General features: G+C 57.9%; 15 protein-coding genes and 1 tRNA gene. 7 read left to right on the top strand and 9 right to left on the bottom strand.

The genetic code is table 11. From position 1 onward, the window contains the following. Positions 1–41: 41 nt before the first annotated feature. On the top strand, positions 42–788 hold the full coding sequence (locus HU718_RS10040) for a 3-oxoacyl-ACP reductase family protein (RefSeq protein ID WP_186613725.1): 747 nt from the start codon (positions 42–44) through the stop codon (positions 786–788). Between the two features lie 74 nt (positions 789–862). On the opposite strand, the gene HU718_RS10035 is transcribed toward HU718_RS10040, so the two are convergent. Next, a complete protein-coding gene (locus HU718_RS10035) occupies positions 863–1,558 on the bottom strand; it encodes an HAD-IA family hydrolase (RefSeq protein ID WP_064116942.1) in 696 nt (231 codons plus the stop codon). A 246-nt stretch (positions 1,559–1,804) separates the two neighbouring features. On the opposite strand from HU718_RS10035, the gene HU718_RS29895 reads away from it, so the two are divergent. Both HU718_RS29895 and HU718_RS10025 read left to right on the top strand, forming a co-directional pair. After that, entirely contained in the window at positions 1,805–6,580 is a 4,776-nt protein-coding gene (locus tag HU718_RS29895) for an RHS repeat-associated core domain-containing protein (RefSeq protein ID WP_217868275.1), read from the top strand. Next, entirely contained in the window at positions 6,577–7,005 is a 429-nt protein-coding gene (locus HU718_RS10025) for a DUF6896 domain-containing protein (RefSeq protein ID WP_186616572.1), read from the top strand. The genes HU718_RS29895 and HU718_RS10025 overlap by 4 nt, the downstream gene beginning before the upstream one ends. A gap of 75 nt (positions 7,006–7,080) precedes the next feature. Here the strand turns inward: HU718_RS10025 and HU718_RS10020 are convergent, their stop codons facing one another. The 4 genes from HU718_RS10020 to HU718_RS10005 all read right to left on the bottom strand — a co-directional run bounded on the left by HU718_RS10020 (position 7,081) and on the right by HU718_RS10005 (position 8,809). Then, entirely contained in the window at positions 7,081–7,248 is a 168-nt protein-coding gene (locus HU718_RS10020; protein WP_007914082.1) for a hypothetical protein, read from the bottom strand. A gap of 121 nt (positions 7,249–7,369) precedes the next feature. Beyond that, positions 7,370–7,789 (bottom strand): glycine zipper domain-containing protein, encoded by a 420-nt coding sequence (locus HU718_RS10015; protein ID WP_007914081.1) that lies wholly within the window; start codon positions 7,787–7,789, stop codon positions 7,370–7,372. 137 nt (positions 7,790–7,926) lie between these two features. Continuing rightward, the gene (locus HU718_RS10010; protein WP_038366883.1) at positions 7,927–8,298 is read right to left on the bottom strand and encodes a hypothetical protein; all 372 of its coding nucleotides are present in this window, start codon (positions 8,296–8,298) and stop codon (positions 7,927–7,929) included. Positions 8,299–8,620: 322 nt separating this feature from the next. Beyond that, positions 8,621–8,809, bottom strand: coding sequence for a hypothetical protein (locus HU718_RS10005; RefSeq protein WP_095120116.1), 189 nt, complete (start codon positions 8,807–8,809; stop codon positions 8,621–8,623). Positions 8,810–9,049: 240 nt separating this feature from the next. Between HU718_RS10005 and HU718_RS10000 the strand changes: the two genes are divergently transcribed. Further along, positions 9,050–9,334, top strand: coding sequence for a hypothetical protein (locus tag HU718_RS10000; protein ID WP_186616571.1), 285 nt, complete (start codon positions 9,050–9,052; stop codon positions 9,332–9,334). 60 nt (positions 9,335–9,394) lie between these two features. Here HU718_RS10000 and HU718_RS09995 read toward each other — a convergent pair whose 3' ends face one another. Together HU718_RS09995 and HU718_RS09990 are read right to left on the bottom strand one after the other, a co-directional pair. Continuing rightward, complete coding sequence (locus HU718_RS09995) at positions 9,395–9,715, bottom strand: YbjQ family protein (RefSeq protein WP_186616570.1); 321 nt, start codon at positions 9,713–9,715, stop codon at positions 9,395–9,397. Positions 9,716–9,858: 143 nt separating this feature from the next. Further along, a tRNA-Ser gene (locus HU718_RS09990) sits at positions 9,859–9,948 on the bottom strand. A 295-nt stretch (positions 9,949–10,243) separates the two neighbouring features. Here HU718_RS09990 and HU718_RS09985 point away from each other — a divergent pair. The 3 genes from HU718_RS09985 to HU718_RS09975 all read left to right on the top strand — a co-directional run bounded on the left by HU718_RS09985 (position 10,244) and on the right by HU718_RS09975 (position 12,978). Continuing rightward, positions 10,244–10,933 (top strand): crotonase/enoyl-CoA hydratase family protein, encoded by a 690-nt coding sequence (locus HU718_RS09985; RefSeq protein WP_077571799.1) that lies wholly within the window; start codon positions 10,244–10,246, stop codon positions 10,931–10,933. A gap of 216 nt (positions 10,934–11,149) precedes the next feature. Further along, entirely contained in the window at positions 11,150–11,872 is a 723-nt protein-coding gene (locus HU718_RS09980; RefSeq protein WP_095120024.1) for a lysophospholipid acyltransferase family protein, read from the top strand. A gap of 134 nt (positions 11,873–12,006) precedes the next feature. Then, on the top strand, positions 12,007–12,978 hold the full coding sequence (locus tag HU718_RS09975) for a magnesium and cobalt transport protein CorA (protein ID WP_053116847.1): 972 nt from the start codon (positions 12,007–12,009) through the stop codon (positions 12,976–12,978). Positions 12,979–13,086: 108 nt separating this feature from the next. Here HU718_RS09975 and HU718_RS09970 read toward each other — a convergent pair whose 3' ends face one another. Beyond that, a complete protein-coding gene (locus tag HU718_RS09970; RefSeq protein ID WP_102901162.1) occupies positions 13,087–13,809 on the bottom strand; it encodes an amidotransferase in 723 nt (240 codons plus the stop codon). A 106-nt stretch (positions 13,810–13,915) separates the two neighbouring features. Beyond that, positions 13,916–16,060, bottom strand: a complete 2,145-nt coding sequence (locus tag HU718_RS09965) for a 3-hydroxyacyl-CoA dehydrogenase NAD-binding domain-containing protein (RefSeq protein WP_186616569.1) — start codon at positions 16,058–16,060, stop codon at positions 13,916–13,918. Between the last annotated feature and the right edge of the window lie 14 nt (positions 16,061–16,074).

Below are 16,074 nucleotides of genomic sequence, written 5' to 3'. Positions count from 1 at the left end.
AATACCAAGGCATTTCGCCTTGAACAGTTTGGAGATCGAACATGACCACTCAACACCTCAGCGGCAAAGTCGCTCTGATTCAAGGCGGTTCCCGTGGTATCGGCGCTGCCATCGTCAAACGTCTGGCCGCTGAAGGCGCTGCAGTAGCCTTCACTTACGTCAGCTCCGCCGCGAAAGCCGAAGAGTTGCAGAACAGCATCACCGCCAACGGCGGTAAAGCCTTGGCGATCAAGGCTGACAGCGCCGATGCCGCTGCCATCCGCCACGCGGTCGGCGCCACGGTTGAAGCCTTTGGCCGCCTCGACATTCTGGTCAACAACGCTGGCGTGCTGGCCGTTGCTCCACTGGAAGAATTCAAACTCGAAGACTTCGACCAGACCGTAGCGATCAACATTCGCAGCGTCTTCATCGCCTCGCAGGAAGCTGCCAAGCACATGGGCGAAGGCGCGCGCATCATCAACATCGGCAGCACCAACGCCGACCGCATGCCCTTCGCCGGTGGCGGTGTGTATGCGATGAGCAAATCGGCGCTGGTCGGTTTGACCAAAGGTCTGGCCCGCGACCTCGGCCCACGCGGCATCACCGTCAACAACGTGCAACCTGGCCCGGTCGACACCGACATGAACCCGGCGCACGGTGATTTCGCCGAAAGCCTGATTCCGCTGATGGCCGTCGGTCGTTACGGTAAAGCCGAAGAAATCGCCAGTTTCGTCGCCTATCTGGCAGGTCCGGAAGCCGGCTACATAACCGGTGCCAGCCTGACCATCGACGGTGGTTTCGGCGCCTGATTTATCTGAGTCGACTGAACGAAAAACGCCGCCCCTCTTGTTACCCAGGGGCGGCGTTTTTTTGTGTCAGATGTTTACGCCCATTCCAGCGCAGGCAAGCCGCAAGCACTCGGGGTAAACGCTTTCAGCGTGCGAAGAATCCCGTCAGCGTGTGCGTACTTTTCATCGGCCATGGCGGCATCGGGGATGGCGATCGCAGTCATGCCGGCGGCTTTCGCGGCGGTCACACCGAACGGTGAATCCTCGAACACCAGGCAATCCTCAGGTGCCACGCCCAAGCGTCGGGCAGCGGTCAGAAAGATATCCGGCGCCGGTTTGGCCGCGCCGACTTCCGGATCGTCTGCCGTGACAATGAAATCGAACAGCGCGAACCAGTCGCGGTGCAGCGTGGTTTTCTGGCCGAACGACTGACGCGAGGAACTGGTACCCACGGCAATCGGGATGTTGTGCGCCTTGAGATGGCGAATCAGTTCCTCGGCACCCGGCATCGCTTGCGCGGTGGGGAAACGCTCGCGCATTAGTGGCTCACGGATCACCAGAAACTCTTCGGCGGTGATCGGCAGATCCAGCGCCTGCACCACGTAGTTCGCCAGATCGTTGGCCCCACGACCAATGATGTTCTGCTTGATGCTCCAGTCGAAGGTGCGCCCGTAACGCTGGGCAATCAGCGAGGTGACTTCGGTGTAAATGCCCTCGGTATCCAGCAGCAAACCGTCCATATCGAAAATCACGGCCTTGATCGGGCCGAACGCCTTCAGCGGTGCATTCATCATCGGATCCGTTAACAAAGACATCCCGGGCGGCACGGTTGGCGCCGCTACGCGGATCTGATTAAAGGGTTCAGCAGCATAACGAGCACGACGGACATTGAGCAACGGGCAATGTCCGTTGCAGCGATGAACGACTCGCAAGTATTTAGCGAAACATCCTACAGACATCGCCTACTCGCCCGACTTCTTTCCTGATTGATCCCCCGCAAAGTCCTCGCACCTTTTTGATGTGCGCGAGAACTGCGAATGCTTCCAACCGATCGGCTGCTGGCCCTGAACAACAGCATCGGCCTGCTCGTTGTTGCTGCTTTGAACCCGGACGAGCCGGACTTCGAACACCTGATCCGCGAATTCCGCCTGTGCCTGAACCACTACGACGCCTGGGCCGAGCAGTTCTGGACAGGCACCGCGCTGGATGTCGAGCAGGTCTTCACCGTCGGCAACGACGTGCGCCTCAGCGCGCCGATCAAGTCGCGCCAACCGCTCAGTTCATCGGTGGTCATGTGCTCGGCCAGCGGGTCGCTGACGCTGGTGCATATGTTCGAGGCCGCGCGGTTCGTGCCGATCGGCGATACGCCGGTGACGCTCGAACCGGTGCTTGCCGACGTCGGCGGCGTGCTGACTTTCGGCGAACCACTGCAGTACACCATTGGCCCCAGCGGCATTCTGCAGGTGACTGATTGCGATCGGGGCCAGCGTTATCGCATCACCTTCTTTCCCGATGTGTCCACCGACCATGTGCGTGCGCTGTATGCCTCTTATGAAGGCGTCATTGCAGGCCTGGAAGGCTGGCTGCGCGCTGAGTGGGCAGGGTTTCAACCACAGTGGACGGAGTTTTCCAGCGCCGGGTTTCTTGACCGGTACGGTCAGTTGCAGCAGGCCGACTGGCGCGGGTTCGAGAAAGCCCTGAATGGAGTCTGGGACGACATTAAACAGGTATTCGCCCTCCTCGCCGACCTGCAGGCCAACAGCGAAAAGCTTCTGGAATACCTCAGCGAGGCCGAGCTTGAGGCGTTACTGAATGCCTCCAGCGACGCCATTGCCAACGGCTTGCTGGTCCTCAGTGACGAACCGTTGCTGTTCATTTATCTGGCCGCGTTTACCAGTTGGCTGAAGATGCTGCCGCCGCAGTATCTGGCCGAAGTGGTGGCCGAGGTTCGGGCCGAGCTGCTGGTCAGTTTTCTGCTGATGGGGTTGTCGGGTGGCATCGGCGTGCCGGTGCGCTTGAGCAGCAAGGTGCTGGCGAAGATCAAGTCCCCCCGGGCTCGAGAATGGCTGGCGGCGTCGGCGTTGCGCTTGGCCGAACTGACGTCCTCGGCGGATTTGACGCGGCATGCCAGCGTTTTGAAGCCGCTGATGCTCAATGTGCGTGACGTTGAGTTGAAACCGACACCGGCGATACCGCTGAACATTCGTCAGGCCGATTCGCTGGTGTTGACTGTGCCGAATCCGGCGCCTGTTGTGCGGGACAAGTCTGGCGGTTCGAGCCGGATCGAGCGGCATGAGCCGCATGACGACTCGCCGGATCAGTCGAAAAACCCCAACGGCGACAGCGCTGATTGCGTGCCGCGTACCTGCACCAACGGTTGTCCGGTGTCGATGGTCACTGGCGAGGAACTGCTGACCCTGACTGATGCCGTGCTCGATGGCGTGTTGCCGTTTGAGTTCACGCGGTTGTATCGCTCGAGCGCCGTCGAGATTGATGTCGGGTTGGGGTTTGGCTGGAGCCATTCGCTGGCGCATCGGCTGGAGTTTTTCGCTGATGTGGTTGTTTGGGTCGACCATGAAAACCGCCGTACCCGTTTTCCGCTGCCGAGTATTGAGCGACCGTCGATTCACAACAGCCTGTCGCGGGCGGCGATCTTTCTGGGTGATGAGCCGGAAGAACTGATCCTCGCGCTGGCCGGGGAAACGGCGCGGTTCTATCACTTTCGCGCAGGACGACTGACGGCGATCAGCGATGCCTATGGCAATCGTCTGACGGTGCAGCGCGATCGCTCTGACCGGGTGCAGCGGCTGGACAACGGCGCCGGGCGTTCGCTGCTGTTGCGCTATGACCGGGCGCAGTTGCTGGGTGTGGATTACCAGGTTTTTCAGAACGCAGAGTGGGTAACTGAACAAGCGCTGGTCAGTTACCGCTACGACGCTTATCAGCACCTGATCGAGGCCAGCAACGCCGTTGGTGACAGCGAGCGTTACGACTACGACGACGCCCACGTAATCCTGCAGCGGCAGCTGGCCGGCGGCGCGAGTTTCTTCTGGGAGTGGGAGCGCTCGGGGAAAGCCGCACGGTGCGTGCGCCACTGGGCGTCGTTTTCGCAGATGGACACGCGCTACGTCTGGAACGACGACGGCAGTGTCGCGGTGCATTACGTCGATGGCACCGAAGAGGTTTACGTCCACGACGAGCGTGCGCGGCTGGTGCGCAAGGTCGAGGCTGACGGCGGTGAACAGCTCAAGGCCTATGACTCCTCGGGGCGCTTGATTGCCGAGCAGGATGCCTTGGGCGCGGTCACCGAATACCGCTACGACGAGGTCGGACGGCTGATTGCGCTGATTCCGCCGGACGAGGCCCCCACGTCCTACGAGTATCGCAACGGTTTCCTGCACAAACGTTCTCGCGGCGACGCCGTGTGGATCTACCGACGCAATGCCGAGGGCGATGTCACCGAAGCGGTCGATCCTGACGGTCAGGTTACCCATTACTACTACGACACCCGGGGTCAGTTGCTGTCGATCCGCTACCCGGACAGCAGTCGGCATCGCTTGGTCTGGAATGCCCTCGGCCAACTCATCGAAGAGACCTTGCCCGACGGTGGCGTGCGGCGTTTTTCCTACGACGCGCTGGGGCGACGGACCACAACCGCCGACGAACACGGTGCGGTCACCCGTCAGCACTGGGACGCCGTTGGCCGACTGATTCAGACGATATTTCCTACCGGCAGCACCCGCGCCTACAGCTACGGCGCCTACGGTCAGGTCACCGCCGAGCGCGATGAGCTGGGGCGCATCACCCGCTACGAATACGACGACGACCTGCACCTGGTCTCGCGGCGGATCAACCCCGACGGCACGCGGGTGCAGTACCGCTACGACCATGCGCAACTGCTGCTCACCGAGATCGAAAACGAGTCCGGGGAAAAGTACCGGCTGGACTACACGCCGACCGGGTTGATTCGTCAGGAAAGCGGTTTTGATGGCCGTCTCACGGCGTACGCCTATGACCTCAACGGCCATCTGCTGGAGAAGACCGAGTTCGGGGATGACGGCTCTTGTTTGCTCACCGCTTATGAGCGCGATGCTGCCGGGCGTCTTCTGGCCAAAACCCTGCCCGACGGCATCAAGGTCAGCTATCAATACGACCGCCTCGGCCGTTTGATTGGGGTCGACGACGGTCAGCAACACCCGCTGGCCTTCGAGTACGACCGTCAGGACCGGCTGATCACCGAACATCAGGGCTGGGGCACCCTGCGCTACAGCTACGACGCCTGCGGCCAGCTCCAGCGCATGCGCCTGCCGGACAACAGCAAACTCGACTATCACTACGCCAAGGGCGGGGCGCTGGCCGCCATCGACCTCAATGGCGCATCGCTGACCCGGCATGTCTACCAGTCGGGCCGCGAACAACAACGCCAGCAAGGTCTGCTGCTCAGCGAATATGCCTACGACGACCAGGGACGATTACTCGCCCACACTGTAGGCCATCAGCACGATTCACTGTACCGCCGCGATTATGCCTACAGCGCCAACGGCAATCTGGCGCACATCGCCGACACCCGCCACGGCCAGCGTACCTACGGCTACGATGCCCTCGATCGGCTGATCCGCGTACGTCACTCGCGCGACGAACTGCCGGAATTCTTCGCCCACGACCCGGCCGGCAACCTGCTGATGCAGGACCGTCCTGGCCCGAGCCAGATCAAGGGCAACCGCCTGCTGATGCAGGGCGACCGCCATTACGACTACGACGCCTTCGGCAACCTGATCCGCGAACGCCGCGGCAGCGGACAAAAACTCGTCACCGAATACCGCTACGACTGCCAGCACCGCCTGATCGGCCTGACCCGCCCCGACGGCCAGACCGCGACTTACGCCTACGACGCTTTCGGCCGACGCATCCGCAAAACCGTCAACGGCGAGACCACCGAGTTCTTCTGGCAAGGCGACCACCTCGTCGCCGAAAGCAGCGAAAACGAATACCGCAGCTACGTCTACGAACCCGGCACCTTCCGCCCCCTCGCGCTGCTCGACGGCAAAGGCCCGAAAAAGGCCTGCCCGTTCTACTACCAACTCGACCACCTCGGCACCCCGCAGGAACTCACCGACTACAGCGGCGACATCGTCTGGTCAGCGCAATACGACGCCTACGGCAAAGTCGCCGCGCTGACCCTGGCCGGCGAAGACTACCTGAACCAGCCGCTACGCTTTCAGGGGCAATACTTCGACGGGGAAAGCGGCCTGCATTACAACCGGCATCGGTATTACGACCCGAGATTGGGGCGGTATCTGACGCCGGACCCGATCAAGTTGGCCGGTGGGCTGAACCAGTACCAGTACGTACCGAATCCGACGGGATGGGTGGATCCGTTGGGGTTGAACTCCAACTGCCCGCCGCCGAATAAGCCTGGGTGTGAGGTGCCGGGTGGAAGTGATGGGGTTAAGGTTGATGAAGGAGAGCCGAAACTACCGGAAATTGCTCACAATATAGATCCAAAAACTTTGAAGCGAATACATACAATAGAGGGAAAGACCTCAACCAAGAAAGTCGAGGATTATAAAAATAAAATGCGCAACGGATACGACCCAGAAGATCCCATCGATGTCATAGAACATGACGGCAACCTATATATTTTGGACGGACACCATCGCGCAGCAGCCGCACGGCAAACCTCAACAAATGTGACAATCAAACTCATAACCGATCTTATAAAATACGACAGAACTCTAAACAGTATTGAAGATGTAATAGAGTCCGCGAACAACGTAGGTTTAGACAGATTGGAGCATCGGAGAAGAAGATGAGCGATCAAAATGAAACTTTGGACATCCTGATAAATGATTTCATCTCCATGGTGGAGTCCAGCACGCTGATATTTGAGCGCAAATTTGGCACTCGAGACATTCGAAGGCTTTGGCGCACCAAGGCAATAAAGCGATGCGGGAGAATTACTCGAGGCGTTAAATATGAATTGCATGGTATTGGCTGCCGCATCAATTTATCGACAGGAAGCGTAGATTTTGACTATGGCCCAAACGGTGAAATCAATGGGTTTGATACTTGGCGCCTATACAACTTCGCTCGTGACAGACCCTCGAAACATAGAAAATATTGCGATGAAGAAACCATTAAAAAAGAACTCGAAGAATATTTAAAGCTTAAAAAAATCAAAAAAATGTCTGGCATAAGTAACCTATATGTATTGGTTGACTCAAAAGAAACCAATTAGACACGACCACAAAAAGGGCCTGCTCACTCAGGCCCTTAAAACCAGTTCCAGGCTTTCAACCCAACCTATTCCCCCTCACTGCTCATCCTCGTCCTCTTCATACTCCATATCCGCCTCATCCGAATCATTCAACGGCACCGTCGCATCATCCATCAACGACCCCGGATCCTCATTCCCCGGATCATTGATAAACGGCAGTCCACTTGAGCCTTTCTCTTCCTTGCCTTCAGTTTCAGGAGTCATGGCAAACCTCATCATCTCGTGGCGTGTAAAACGTTCGAAAAGCCCTACAGCCAATCGTTCCGGAGTCCGACGAGCAAATGCAAAAAACCCGGCAAATGCCGGGTTTCCGTTTAACCCACCATCAATGATGGCGGTTTTTATGTTTGTTCTTGTGCTTATGACCGCCGCCCGAATGAGATCCACCATCGTCACCGAGGTTATTACCGACCGCACCACCCGCCGCGCCGCCCAACCCTGCGCCAATGGTCGAACCCGTAGAGCCGCCGAGGCTGTTGCCGACGACCGAGCCGCCCGCCGCGCCGAGACCACCGCCAATGGCAGCTTCGGTTCGATTGCGTTTGTTCGCCCCGACGGCACTGCCGGCCGCGCCGCCAACGCCTGCACCTACCGCCGCGCCAGTACTGCCACCGAGTTGTCCACCGACCACATTACCGAGCGCGCCGCCCAGGCCGCCACCCACAGCGGCGGTGCCATCACCAGCGGCCATCGCCCCTTGTGCTACCAGCAAACCGAAAAACAGTGCAGATAATGACAAGCGCATATGAACCTCACAGTTCCCGAAGCGGGACAGTCCGCCCAGACATGGGCCTATGTGAGATTGGAGAGTCGAACGGGGAAAACGTTCAGCCATGAAAAAGCCCGACATCGAGCCGGGCTTTTTCGGACAAACGATCAGTCTCAGTGACGCTTGTGACCTTTGGACAAGTTGCTGCCCACTGCGCCGCCAGCCGCACCGCCCAGGCCTGCACCAATCGTGGCGCCAGTCTTGCCGCCCAGGCTGTTGCCGATCACTGAACCACCGGCCGCGCCAACACCGCCGCCAATCGCCGCTTTGGTCCGGCTACCCTTGCGCGCCGCCATAGCGCTGCCCGCCGCGCCTGCTACGCCAGCACCGATTGCCGCGCCAGTGCTGCCGCCCATTTTCTGGCCGACGACATTACCCAGCGCGCCCCCCAGACCACCGCCCAGCGCCGCAGTACCATCGCCAGCAGCCATTGCACCTTGAGCAACCAGAAGCCCCAGAACCAGAGCAGGCAGTGTTAAACGCATGACGAAAACCTCAAAAATTGGGATGACAAAAAGGGCCGGGATTTAATGCCGTCGCCGCGAAAAAGTCCAGCCGAAATCAGTGGCTTCGCGCACTTGGCGCCGATTGGACAGCGATTCCGGAAAAGGTTTTATGACAGGCAAAAAAAAGCCCGCTGGGGAGACGGGCTGGAGACTTGCTTTCTAACGGATGGCTTCACCCTACTGCGGTAGACGTGAAAAGTTTGTGAAAGCAAATTGATTTGCCGTCATCAACTGTAAGAAATTTCTTCACACGCACAGTCATAAAAAAACCCGCTCGATGACGGGGTTATTCAGACAAAGATTATTTTCTGGCTCGCGGGGTGACCTTGGGGAGAAATTTCGCCTTCGGTCCTTTCGGTGCCGTGGATTTGATTTTGCCGATCTGCACCGGATCCTCGCCAAAACCTGACTGGTACTCGGTCTGGCCGCACCGTACGCAGTTGTTGAAGGAAAACTCAGCGCCATCGTCTTCGATATACGGATCAGTCATATCTTCGCCCCTTCGTAACAGGCCGAGACCGGCAAAAAACCTTTTGCCTGAAAAAATATCGACCTCCATGGTTTTTGAGACTAGTCGGTCATTCCTGGACTTGTTGTTCATATCAGCTGAAGCCCGACGAATGGCCTACAAAAATCAAACTCGACGATGAACCGTTGGTCCCGCATTACTAAAGAATTCCGGAGGCAGGCCGTTGCCCTTCTTCATACAAATGAATCTCAAGGAGAGAACATGCAAATCAACGGATTCCCGAATCTACCCGTCGTAAAGCTCACGGACGAACAAATCGCAGCCGGCAAAGCCGGGGCGGAAAAACTCAAGGAAAAGATCGCTTCCGGTGAAATCACCATCAAATATCCGGGCCCCGATACGCCGGTTCTGCAGCCTAGCGTCATTTACCATCCAAGCCAGCCGGTGCAACCGAGTCAACCTTCCGACACACCTGCGCTTGTCGCCATCGACACGCCGCTGACCTATGACGCTAAAGGCGCTGTGACCCTCAAGCCACAGGGCTGATGGCATAGAAAAAGAGCCCATTCATTATCTGGATGGGCTCACTTGCCTGGCGATCAACATTCAGCGCAACTTCACGGCCGTCCCCGTCGCAAACACCACAACCATCCCGCCCTTGCCACCGGGCATGCTGATCTCGAAGTCCACTCCGACCACCGCGTCCGCCTGCAGAGCACGCGCCCGCTCCCTGATTTCCTCAGTCGCCTGAATACGCGCCTCCTTCAACGCCCGCTCCAGCGTCTGCGAACGCCCCCCGAAAAAATCGCGCATACCGGCAAACATGTCACGGATCACATTGACCCCCTGCACCGACTCGGCACTGACAATGTCCAGATATGCAGTGATCTGCCGGCCTTCGATGGTGTGAGTGCTGGAAATGATCATGAAATGTCGTCCCTTTACTGATAAATAAGCCCGCAATTGTATTCGGTCACAGCAGACATCACTGCACAGCCAATAAAATCCAGACGCCAGAAACCACAAAACCCCTGACTTCTTTCGAAATCAGGGGTTTTGTGTACTGAATGTGGCGGTGAAGGAGAGATTCGAACTCTCGATACAGTTTCCTGTATACACACTTTCCAGGCGTGCTCCTTAAGCCACTCGGACACTTCACCGTATCTCTTCAAACATGTTCTGTCTGTCGAGGCGCGCTAATGTAGTCGAAAGCTTTTGCGATGGCAAACTTTTTTTCAGAATTTTCATGCGGTTAAGAGAAAAAGTCGTTTTGCCCGCTGGCAGGCCATGGCAAACCGGCCAATCTTCGGTGGGCGCGGCCCTTCTATATAGAAGCGCAATGCCTCGCCACGCTGGATGGGCCGTGAAACGGTGACTGGCGGGTCAGTCACGGCGCTTTACCTGGCCTGCGGCGGTGGGTAACGTCTGCCCATCTTTCTTACAAGGAATAGCGTCATGAGTGAGTTGATTTCCTACCACCTCGAAGACGGTATCGCGACCCTGACCTTGAGCAACGGCAAGGTCAATGCCATTTCTCCGGACGTGATTGCGGCATTCAACGCGGCGCTGGATCAGGCGGTGACGGATCGTGCCATCGTGATCATTACCGGTCAGCCGGGGATTTTGTCCGGCGGCTATGACCTGAAAGTCATGACCGCCGGCCCTAAAGAAGCGGTAGCGTTGGTGACTGCCGGTTCGACGCTAGCCCGTCGTCTGCTCTCTCACCCGTTCCCGGTGATCGTCGCTTGCCCGGGTCATGCCGTGGCGAAGGGCGCTTTCATTCTGTTGTCTGCCGATTACCGTATCGGTGTCGACGGCCCGTTCAGTATCGGTCTGAACGAAGTGCAGATCGGTATGACCATGCACCACGCCGGTATCGAGCTCGCCCGTGATCGCCTGCGTCGCTCGGCGTTCCACCGCTCGGTGATCAACGGCGAGATGTTCGATCCGAAAAGCGCCGTGGATGCCGGTTTTCTCGACAAGGTGGTTTCCGCCGAGGAGCTGCAAGGTGCCGCCCTCGCCGCTGCGCGCCAACTTAAGAAGATCAACATGCTCGCGCACAAGAACACCAAGTTGAAAGTCCGTAAGGCACTGCTGGAAGCGCTGGATAACGCGATCATCCAGGATCAGGAGCATCTGGGCTAAGCCTGGATTCAAGAACGTAAAGAAAGCCCGACCGTCGTGTCGGGCTTTTTCATACGCGCAAGGTTTAAAAGTCTGCGACAGCTCTAGGACAGGTCTGACCCTCCATTTGGAAACATGCGCTTAAACATCGGTCATCTCCGGACTCTATAGCGGCAATTGCCGAAAACAGTGCACATCCGTACACTGCGCCACCTTTTGTCCCGGTGGGGCCTGAAAATGCTGTTCCTGTTTCGTATGTTGTTGATGGGCCTGCACTTTATTTTAGCGGGTGTGCTCGGGGTGATCCTCGGGATATGCCGCCCGTTCAATCCGGACAACAGCCGTTTGTGCGCCCGCCTCTACGCATTGCCGGCGATGTGTATTTTGCGTTTACGGGTGAAATCCGATGTCAGCGGTTTGCTGAACAAACCCGACAGCTGCGTGATCATCGCCAACCACCAATCGAACTATGACCTGTTCGTATTTGGCAACGTAGTGCCACGCCGTACCGTGTGCATCGGCAAAAAGAGCCTGAAATGGGTACCGCTGTTCGGACAATTGTTCTGGCTGGCCGGCAATGTGTTGATCGACCGTGGCAATGCGCACAAGGCTCGCCAATCGATGCTCACCACGACCAATACCTTGCAGAACGAAGACACCTCGATCTGGGTGTTCCCGGAAGGCACGCGCAACCTCGGTGAAGAATTGCTGCCATTCAAGAAAGGTGCGTTCCAGATGGCGATCGCCGCCGGCGTACCGATCGTTCCGGTCTGCGTCAGCAGTTACATCAAGCACATGCGTCTGAATCGCTGGCGCAGCGGGAAAATCCTCATACGCTCATTGCCGGCAATTCCCACAGCCGGATTGACCATGGATGACATGCCCATGCTCATCAATCAGTGCCGCGAACAGATGCGCGAGTGCATTGAATCGATGGACCGGCAACTGCAAGCCGCCTAAGAAGACAACCCGCCCTGTGCGGGTTTTCTTTTGCCCAGTGAACTGTACAGATTTCACTGACTCTCAAGCAGCGACACGGCTAAGCTGAAGCCTTGTATTCCCTGCCACCTGCCAAGAAGAAGTGAATCACCACCATGGGTCGAGTTGTTGCTGCTGCGGTGTATAGCGCAGGCAAGAAAGTCACCAATATTTCCCTCGACGAAGGCGCTGCCTGGGCCGCGAAAACCGGTCACTTTGTCTGGATCGGTCTGGAAGAGCCGGACGCTCAAGAGCTTTCCAACCTGCAACGTCAGTTCAACCTGCACGAACTGGCCATCGAAGATGCTCTGGAAAAACACAGTCGACCGAAACTGGAAACCTTTGGCGACGCTCTGTTTATCGTCACCTATTCGCCCATTCGCGAAAACGGCGTTCTGCAATTTATCGAGACGCACATCTTTGCCGGCAAGGGCTACATCATCACCGCGCGTAACGGTCACTCGGCGTCCTACGCGCATGTCCGCCAACGCTGTGAGGCGCGCCCGCTACTGCTGGAACATGGGGAAGATTTCGTACTGTATGCGTTGCTCGATTTCGTCATCGAGAACTATCAGCCGGTGGGCGAAGCCATTCATGCCGAAATCGATGAACTGGAACGCAACGTGTTGTGTAGCGCGTTGAATGAACGCGACATTCAGAAGCTGCATGGCTTGCGCCGCGATGTCGTGCGCCTGCGCCGGTACGCGGCGCCGATGGTGGAGATTGGCGAGGAACTGCAGAAGCTGAGTTTCCCGTTTATCGACAAGAATATGCGCCCGTACTTCCGCGATGTGCAGATCCACGTAACGCGGCAGATGGAAGACCTGAGCACTTTGGCCGACATCGCCAGCCAGACCATCGAGATCGGTGTGTTGCTCGAGGCATCACGGCAAAGCGTGGTACAGCGCAAGTTTGCTGCCTGGGCGGCGATCCTGGCGTTTCCGACGGCGGTGGCGGGGATTTACGGGATGAACTTCCAGAACATGCCGGAGTTGAGCTGGCACTACGGCTATTTCGGCGTGCTGGGGTTTATTGCGGTGGGATGTGTAAGTTTGTGGGCGAGCTTCAAGAAATCGGGGTGGTTGTAGAGCAAACCGAGTTGTCTGGAACATTCGCGAGCAGGCTCACTTCCACATTGATCGGTGGCGCACCGAAAATCCAATGTGGGAACGAGCCTGCTCGCGAAGCTTTTGGCCTTAGACAGTTTCTGGCTTATGCGCCACAAAACGCATCATCCACTCCGCAACCGTCGCACCATGGTGTTCCTGCTCGAGGCTGGCCACCCCCTTGGTGTAGATCTGCGAACCCAACGCTTCCTGACGCAGATCCAGCAGCGCTCGCGAATAATCGTGGATAAATTCCGGATGCCCCTGGAAGCACAGCACCTGATCATTGATGTGATACGCCGCGAACGGGCAGAAATCGCTGGAAGCAATAACCGTGGCGTTTTCCGGCAGCGCTGTGACCTGGTCCTGGTGGCTGATCAGCAGCGTCAGTTCCTCACGCACCGGGCTCATCCACGGCGCCTTGGCCGCGAGTTTGTAATTGTGGGTGCCGACACCCCAACCCTGCGTCGCACGCTCGCTCTTGCCACCGAGCAGCAGCGCCAACAGTTGGTGACCGAAGCACACGCCGAGCAGTTTGTCGCCGCGCTCGTAACGCGTCAGCAGGTACTCCCTAAGGGTCTGGATCCACGGATCAGTGCCGAACGAATCGGCCTTGCTGCCGGTGACCAGGTACGCGTCGAAGGTCAGATCGTCGCTCGGGTATTCGCCCTGCATCACGTTGTAGACGGTGAACTCGGCGGCAATCGGTTGCTGCGAGAACAGGCGCTGGAACATCTGCCCGTAACCCTGATATTGATCGACCAGTTCCGGACGCAGGATGTCGGTTTCCAGAATGCAGATGCGTAGCGACATAAAAAATACCTGACACGTGATGGGAATAATGAACACCCCAGAGCCTGCCTTGAAACACCCTGGCAAGGCAAGCCCCGGAATGCGCACTGCTCCTGAAACATCGCCCTTAGAACATTTCACCTTTTGCCGCTTTATCCAGCAGCAACGCTGGCGGCGCGAAACGCTCGCCATACTGCTCGGCCAGATACTGCGCGCGAGCGACGAAATCCTTCACCCCGTACTGGTTGATGAACTGCAACGCACCGCCCGTCCACGCGGCAAAACCGATACCAAAGATCGAACCGACATTGGCGTCCGCCGTCGAGGTCAACACGCCCTCCTCCACACAGCGCACGGTTTCGATGGCCTGCACGAACAACAGCCGATCACGCACATCTATCGGCGAGATCTGCCCGTCGGGCTTCTCGAAGCGCGCCTTCAGTTCTGGCCACAAATGTTTCTGGCCTCCCGCCGGGTAATCATAGAAACCGCCTCCCGCCGCTTTGCCCGGACGCTTGTATTCGTGAAGCAGCAAGTCAATCACGGCGAAGGCAGGGTGCTCAATCAGCGGCTTCCGTTCTGCCTGTAGGTCTTTGGCAGTTTGCTGGCGGATATGACTCATCAGGCTGAGGGAAACTTCGTCAGAGATCGCCAGAGGCCCGACCGGCATCCCGGCCTTGCGCGCTTCGGTCTCGATCATCGGCGCACTTACGCCCTCGCCGAGCATGGCGATGCCTTCGTTGGTGAAGGTGCCGAACACACGTGAGGTGAAGAAGCCGCGACTGTCGTTGACCACGATTGGCGTCTTCTTGATTTGCAGAACGAAATCAAAACCTCGGGCGAGGGTTTCGTCGCTGGTTTGTGCGCCTTTGATGATTTCCACAAGCGGCATTTTTTCTACCGGGCTGAAGAAATGCAGGCCGATGAATTTGCTTTGATCAGGCACGGCAGCCGCCAGCCCGGTGATAGGCAACGTCGATGTATTCGACGCGATGACCGCGTCGGCGCCGACCACTCGCTGGGCGGCAGAGGAAACCCTGGCCTTGAGATCGCGATCTTCAAATACCGCCTCGATGATCAGATCGCAACCCGCGAGGTCGGCATCACTTTCGGACGGCTTGATCCGCGCCAACACCTCATCACGCTTCGCAGCATCCATCTGTCCGCGAGCGACTTTCTTGTCCAGCAACGCCGCAGAATGTGCTTTGCCTTTTGCGGCGGCAGCCAGATTGACGTCCTTGAGCACCACTTCAATACCCGCCGAAGCACTGACAAAGGCAATCCCTGCGCCCATCATCCCGGCGCCGAGCACGCCGACCTTCTGCGTTTTATAAGGCGCAAAGCCCTGCGGCCGCGAACCTCCGGCGTTGATCTCATTGAGTTGAAACCAGAATGTGCCGATCAGGTTTTTCGAGATCTGCCCGGTGGTCAGTTCAGTGAAGTAACGGGTTTCGATCAGGTGCGCAGTGTCGAAATCGACCTGAGCGCCCTCGACTGCCGCGCAGAGGATTTTCTCCGGCGCCGGCAGTGTCCCTTGGGTCTTGCTGCGCAGAATCGACGGCGCAATCGCCAGCATCTGCGCGACTTTCGGATTCGACGGCATACCGCCCGGAATCTGATAACCCTTCACATCCCAGCGCTGCACTGCCGTCGGATTGGCAACGATCCAGGCGCGCGCCCTGGCCAGCAATTCATCGCGATCCGTCGCCAACTCATCGATCAGACCCGCCTGCAACGCTTGTTGCGGCCGCACCTTTTTACCTTCAAGCAAATACGGCAGCGCTTTCTCGATGCCGAGCATGCGCACCATCCGTACTACTCCGCCACCGCCCGGCAACAGGCCAAGGGTCACTTCCGGCAGACCGAGTTGCACCGCCGCATCATCCAAAGCCACGCGGTGATGACAGGCGAGGCAGATTTCCCAACCGCCGCCCAGCGCCGCGCCGTTGATCGCCGCGACCACCGGTTTGCCGAGGGTTTCCAGAGTGCGCAACTGAGCTTTGAGGGTCAGCACCATGTCGTAGAAAGCTTTGGCTTCAGGCTTGCCGACCTTGATCAGCTCATTGAGGTCGCCGCCGGCAAAGAAGGTTTTCTTCGCCGAGGTGATGATGACCCCGGCAATCTGGTCTTTTTCATCCACCAGACGGGCGACACACTCGGCCATCGCCTCGCGGTACACGGCGTTCATGGTGTTGGCGCTCTGGCCCGGCATGTCGATGGTCAGCACGACGATAGCGTCCTGGCCTTTTTCGTAACGAATGGCTTCGCTCATAACAAGGTTCCTTG

Source organism: Pseudomonas tensinigenes (assembly GCF_014268445.2).
In the GTDB taxonomy this organism is placed as follows: domain Bacteria; phylum Pseudomonadota; class Gammaproteobacteria; order Pseudomonadales; family Pseudomonadaceae; genus Aquipseudomonas; species Aquipseudomonas tensinigenes.
This window is presented reverse-complemented; position numbering and strand designations above follow the sequence as displayed.

Excerpts from the sequence above, each read along its gene's own strand:
- HU718_RS10040 (WP_186613725.1), top strand. The coding sequence starts at position 42 with ATGACCACTCAACACCTCAGCGGCAAAGTCGCTCTGATTCAAGGCGGT.
- HU718_RS10035 (WP_064116942.1), bottom strand. The coding sequence starts at position 1,558 with ATGAATGCACCGCTGAAGGCGTTCGGCCCGATCAAGGCCGTGATTTTC.
- HU718_RS29895 (WP_217868275.1), top strand. The coding sequence starts at position 1,805 with ATGCTTCCAACCGATCGGCTGCTGGCCCTGAACAACAGCATCGGCCTG.
- HU718_RS10025 (WP_186616572.1), top strand. The coding sequence starts at position 6,577 with ATGAGCGATCAAAATGAAACTTTGGACATCCTGATAAATGATTTCATC.
- HU718_RS10020 (WP_007914082.1), bottom strand. The coding sequence starts at position 7,248 with ATGACTCCTGAAACTGAAGGCAAGGAAGAGAAAGGCTCAAGTGGACTG.
- HU718_RS10015 (WP_007914081.1), bottom strand. The coding sequence starts at position 7,789 with ATGCGCTTGTCATTATCTGCACTGTTTTTCGGTTTGCTGGTAGCACAA.
- HU718_RS10010 (WP_038366883.1), bottom strand. The coding sequence starts at position 8,298 with ATGCGTTTAACACTGCCTGCTCTGGTTCTGGGGCTTCTGGTTGCTCAA.
- HU718_RS10005 (WP_095120116.1), bottom strand. The coding sequence starts at position 8,809 with ATGACTGATCCGTATATCGAAGACGATGGCGCTGAGTTTTCCTTCAAC.
- HU718_RS10000 (WP_186616571.1), top strand. The coding sequence starts at position 9,050 with ATGCAAATCAACGGATTCCCGAATCTACCCGTCGTAAAGCTCACGGAC.
- HU718_RS09995 (WP_186616570.1), bottom strand. The coding sequence starts at position 9,715 with ATGATCATTTCCAGCACTCACACCATCGAAGGCCGGCAGATCACTGCA.
- HU718_RS09985 (WP_077571799.1), top strand. The coding sequence starts at position 10,244 with ATGAGTGAGTTGATTTCCTACCACCTCGAAGACGGTATCGCGACCCTG.
- HU718_RS09980 (WP_095120024.1), top strand. The coding sequence starts at position 11,150 with ATGCTGTTCCTGTTTCGTATGTTGTTGATGGGCCTGCACTTTATTTTA.
- HU718_RS09975 (WP_053116847.1), top strand. The coding sequence starts at position 12,007 with ATGGGTCGAGTTGTTGCTGCTGCGGTGTATAGCGCAGGCAAGAAAGTC.
- HU718_RS09970 (WP_102901162.1), bottom strand. The coding sequence starts at position 13,809 with ATGTCGCTACGCATCTGCATTCTGGAAACCGACATCCTGCGTCCGGAA.
- HU718_RS09965 (WP_186616569.1), bottom strand. The coding sequence starts at position 16,060 with ATGAGCGAAGCCATTCGTTACGAAAAAGGCCAGGACGCTATCGTCGTG.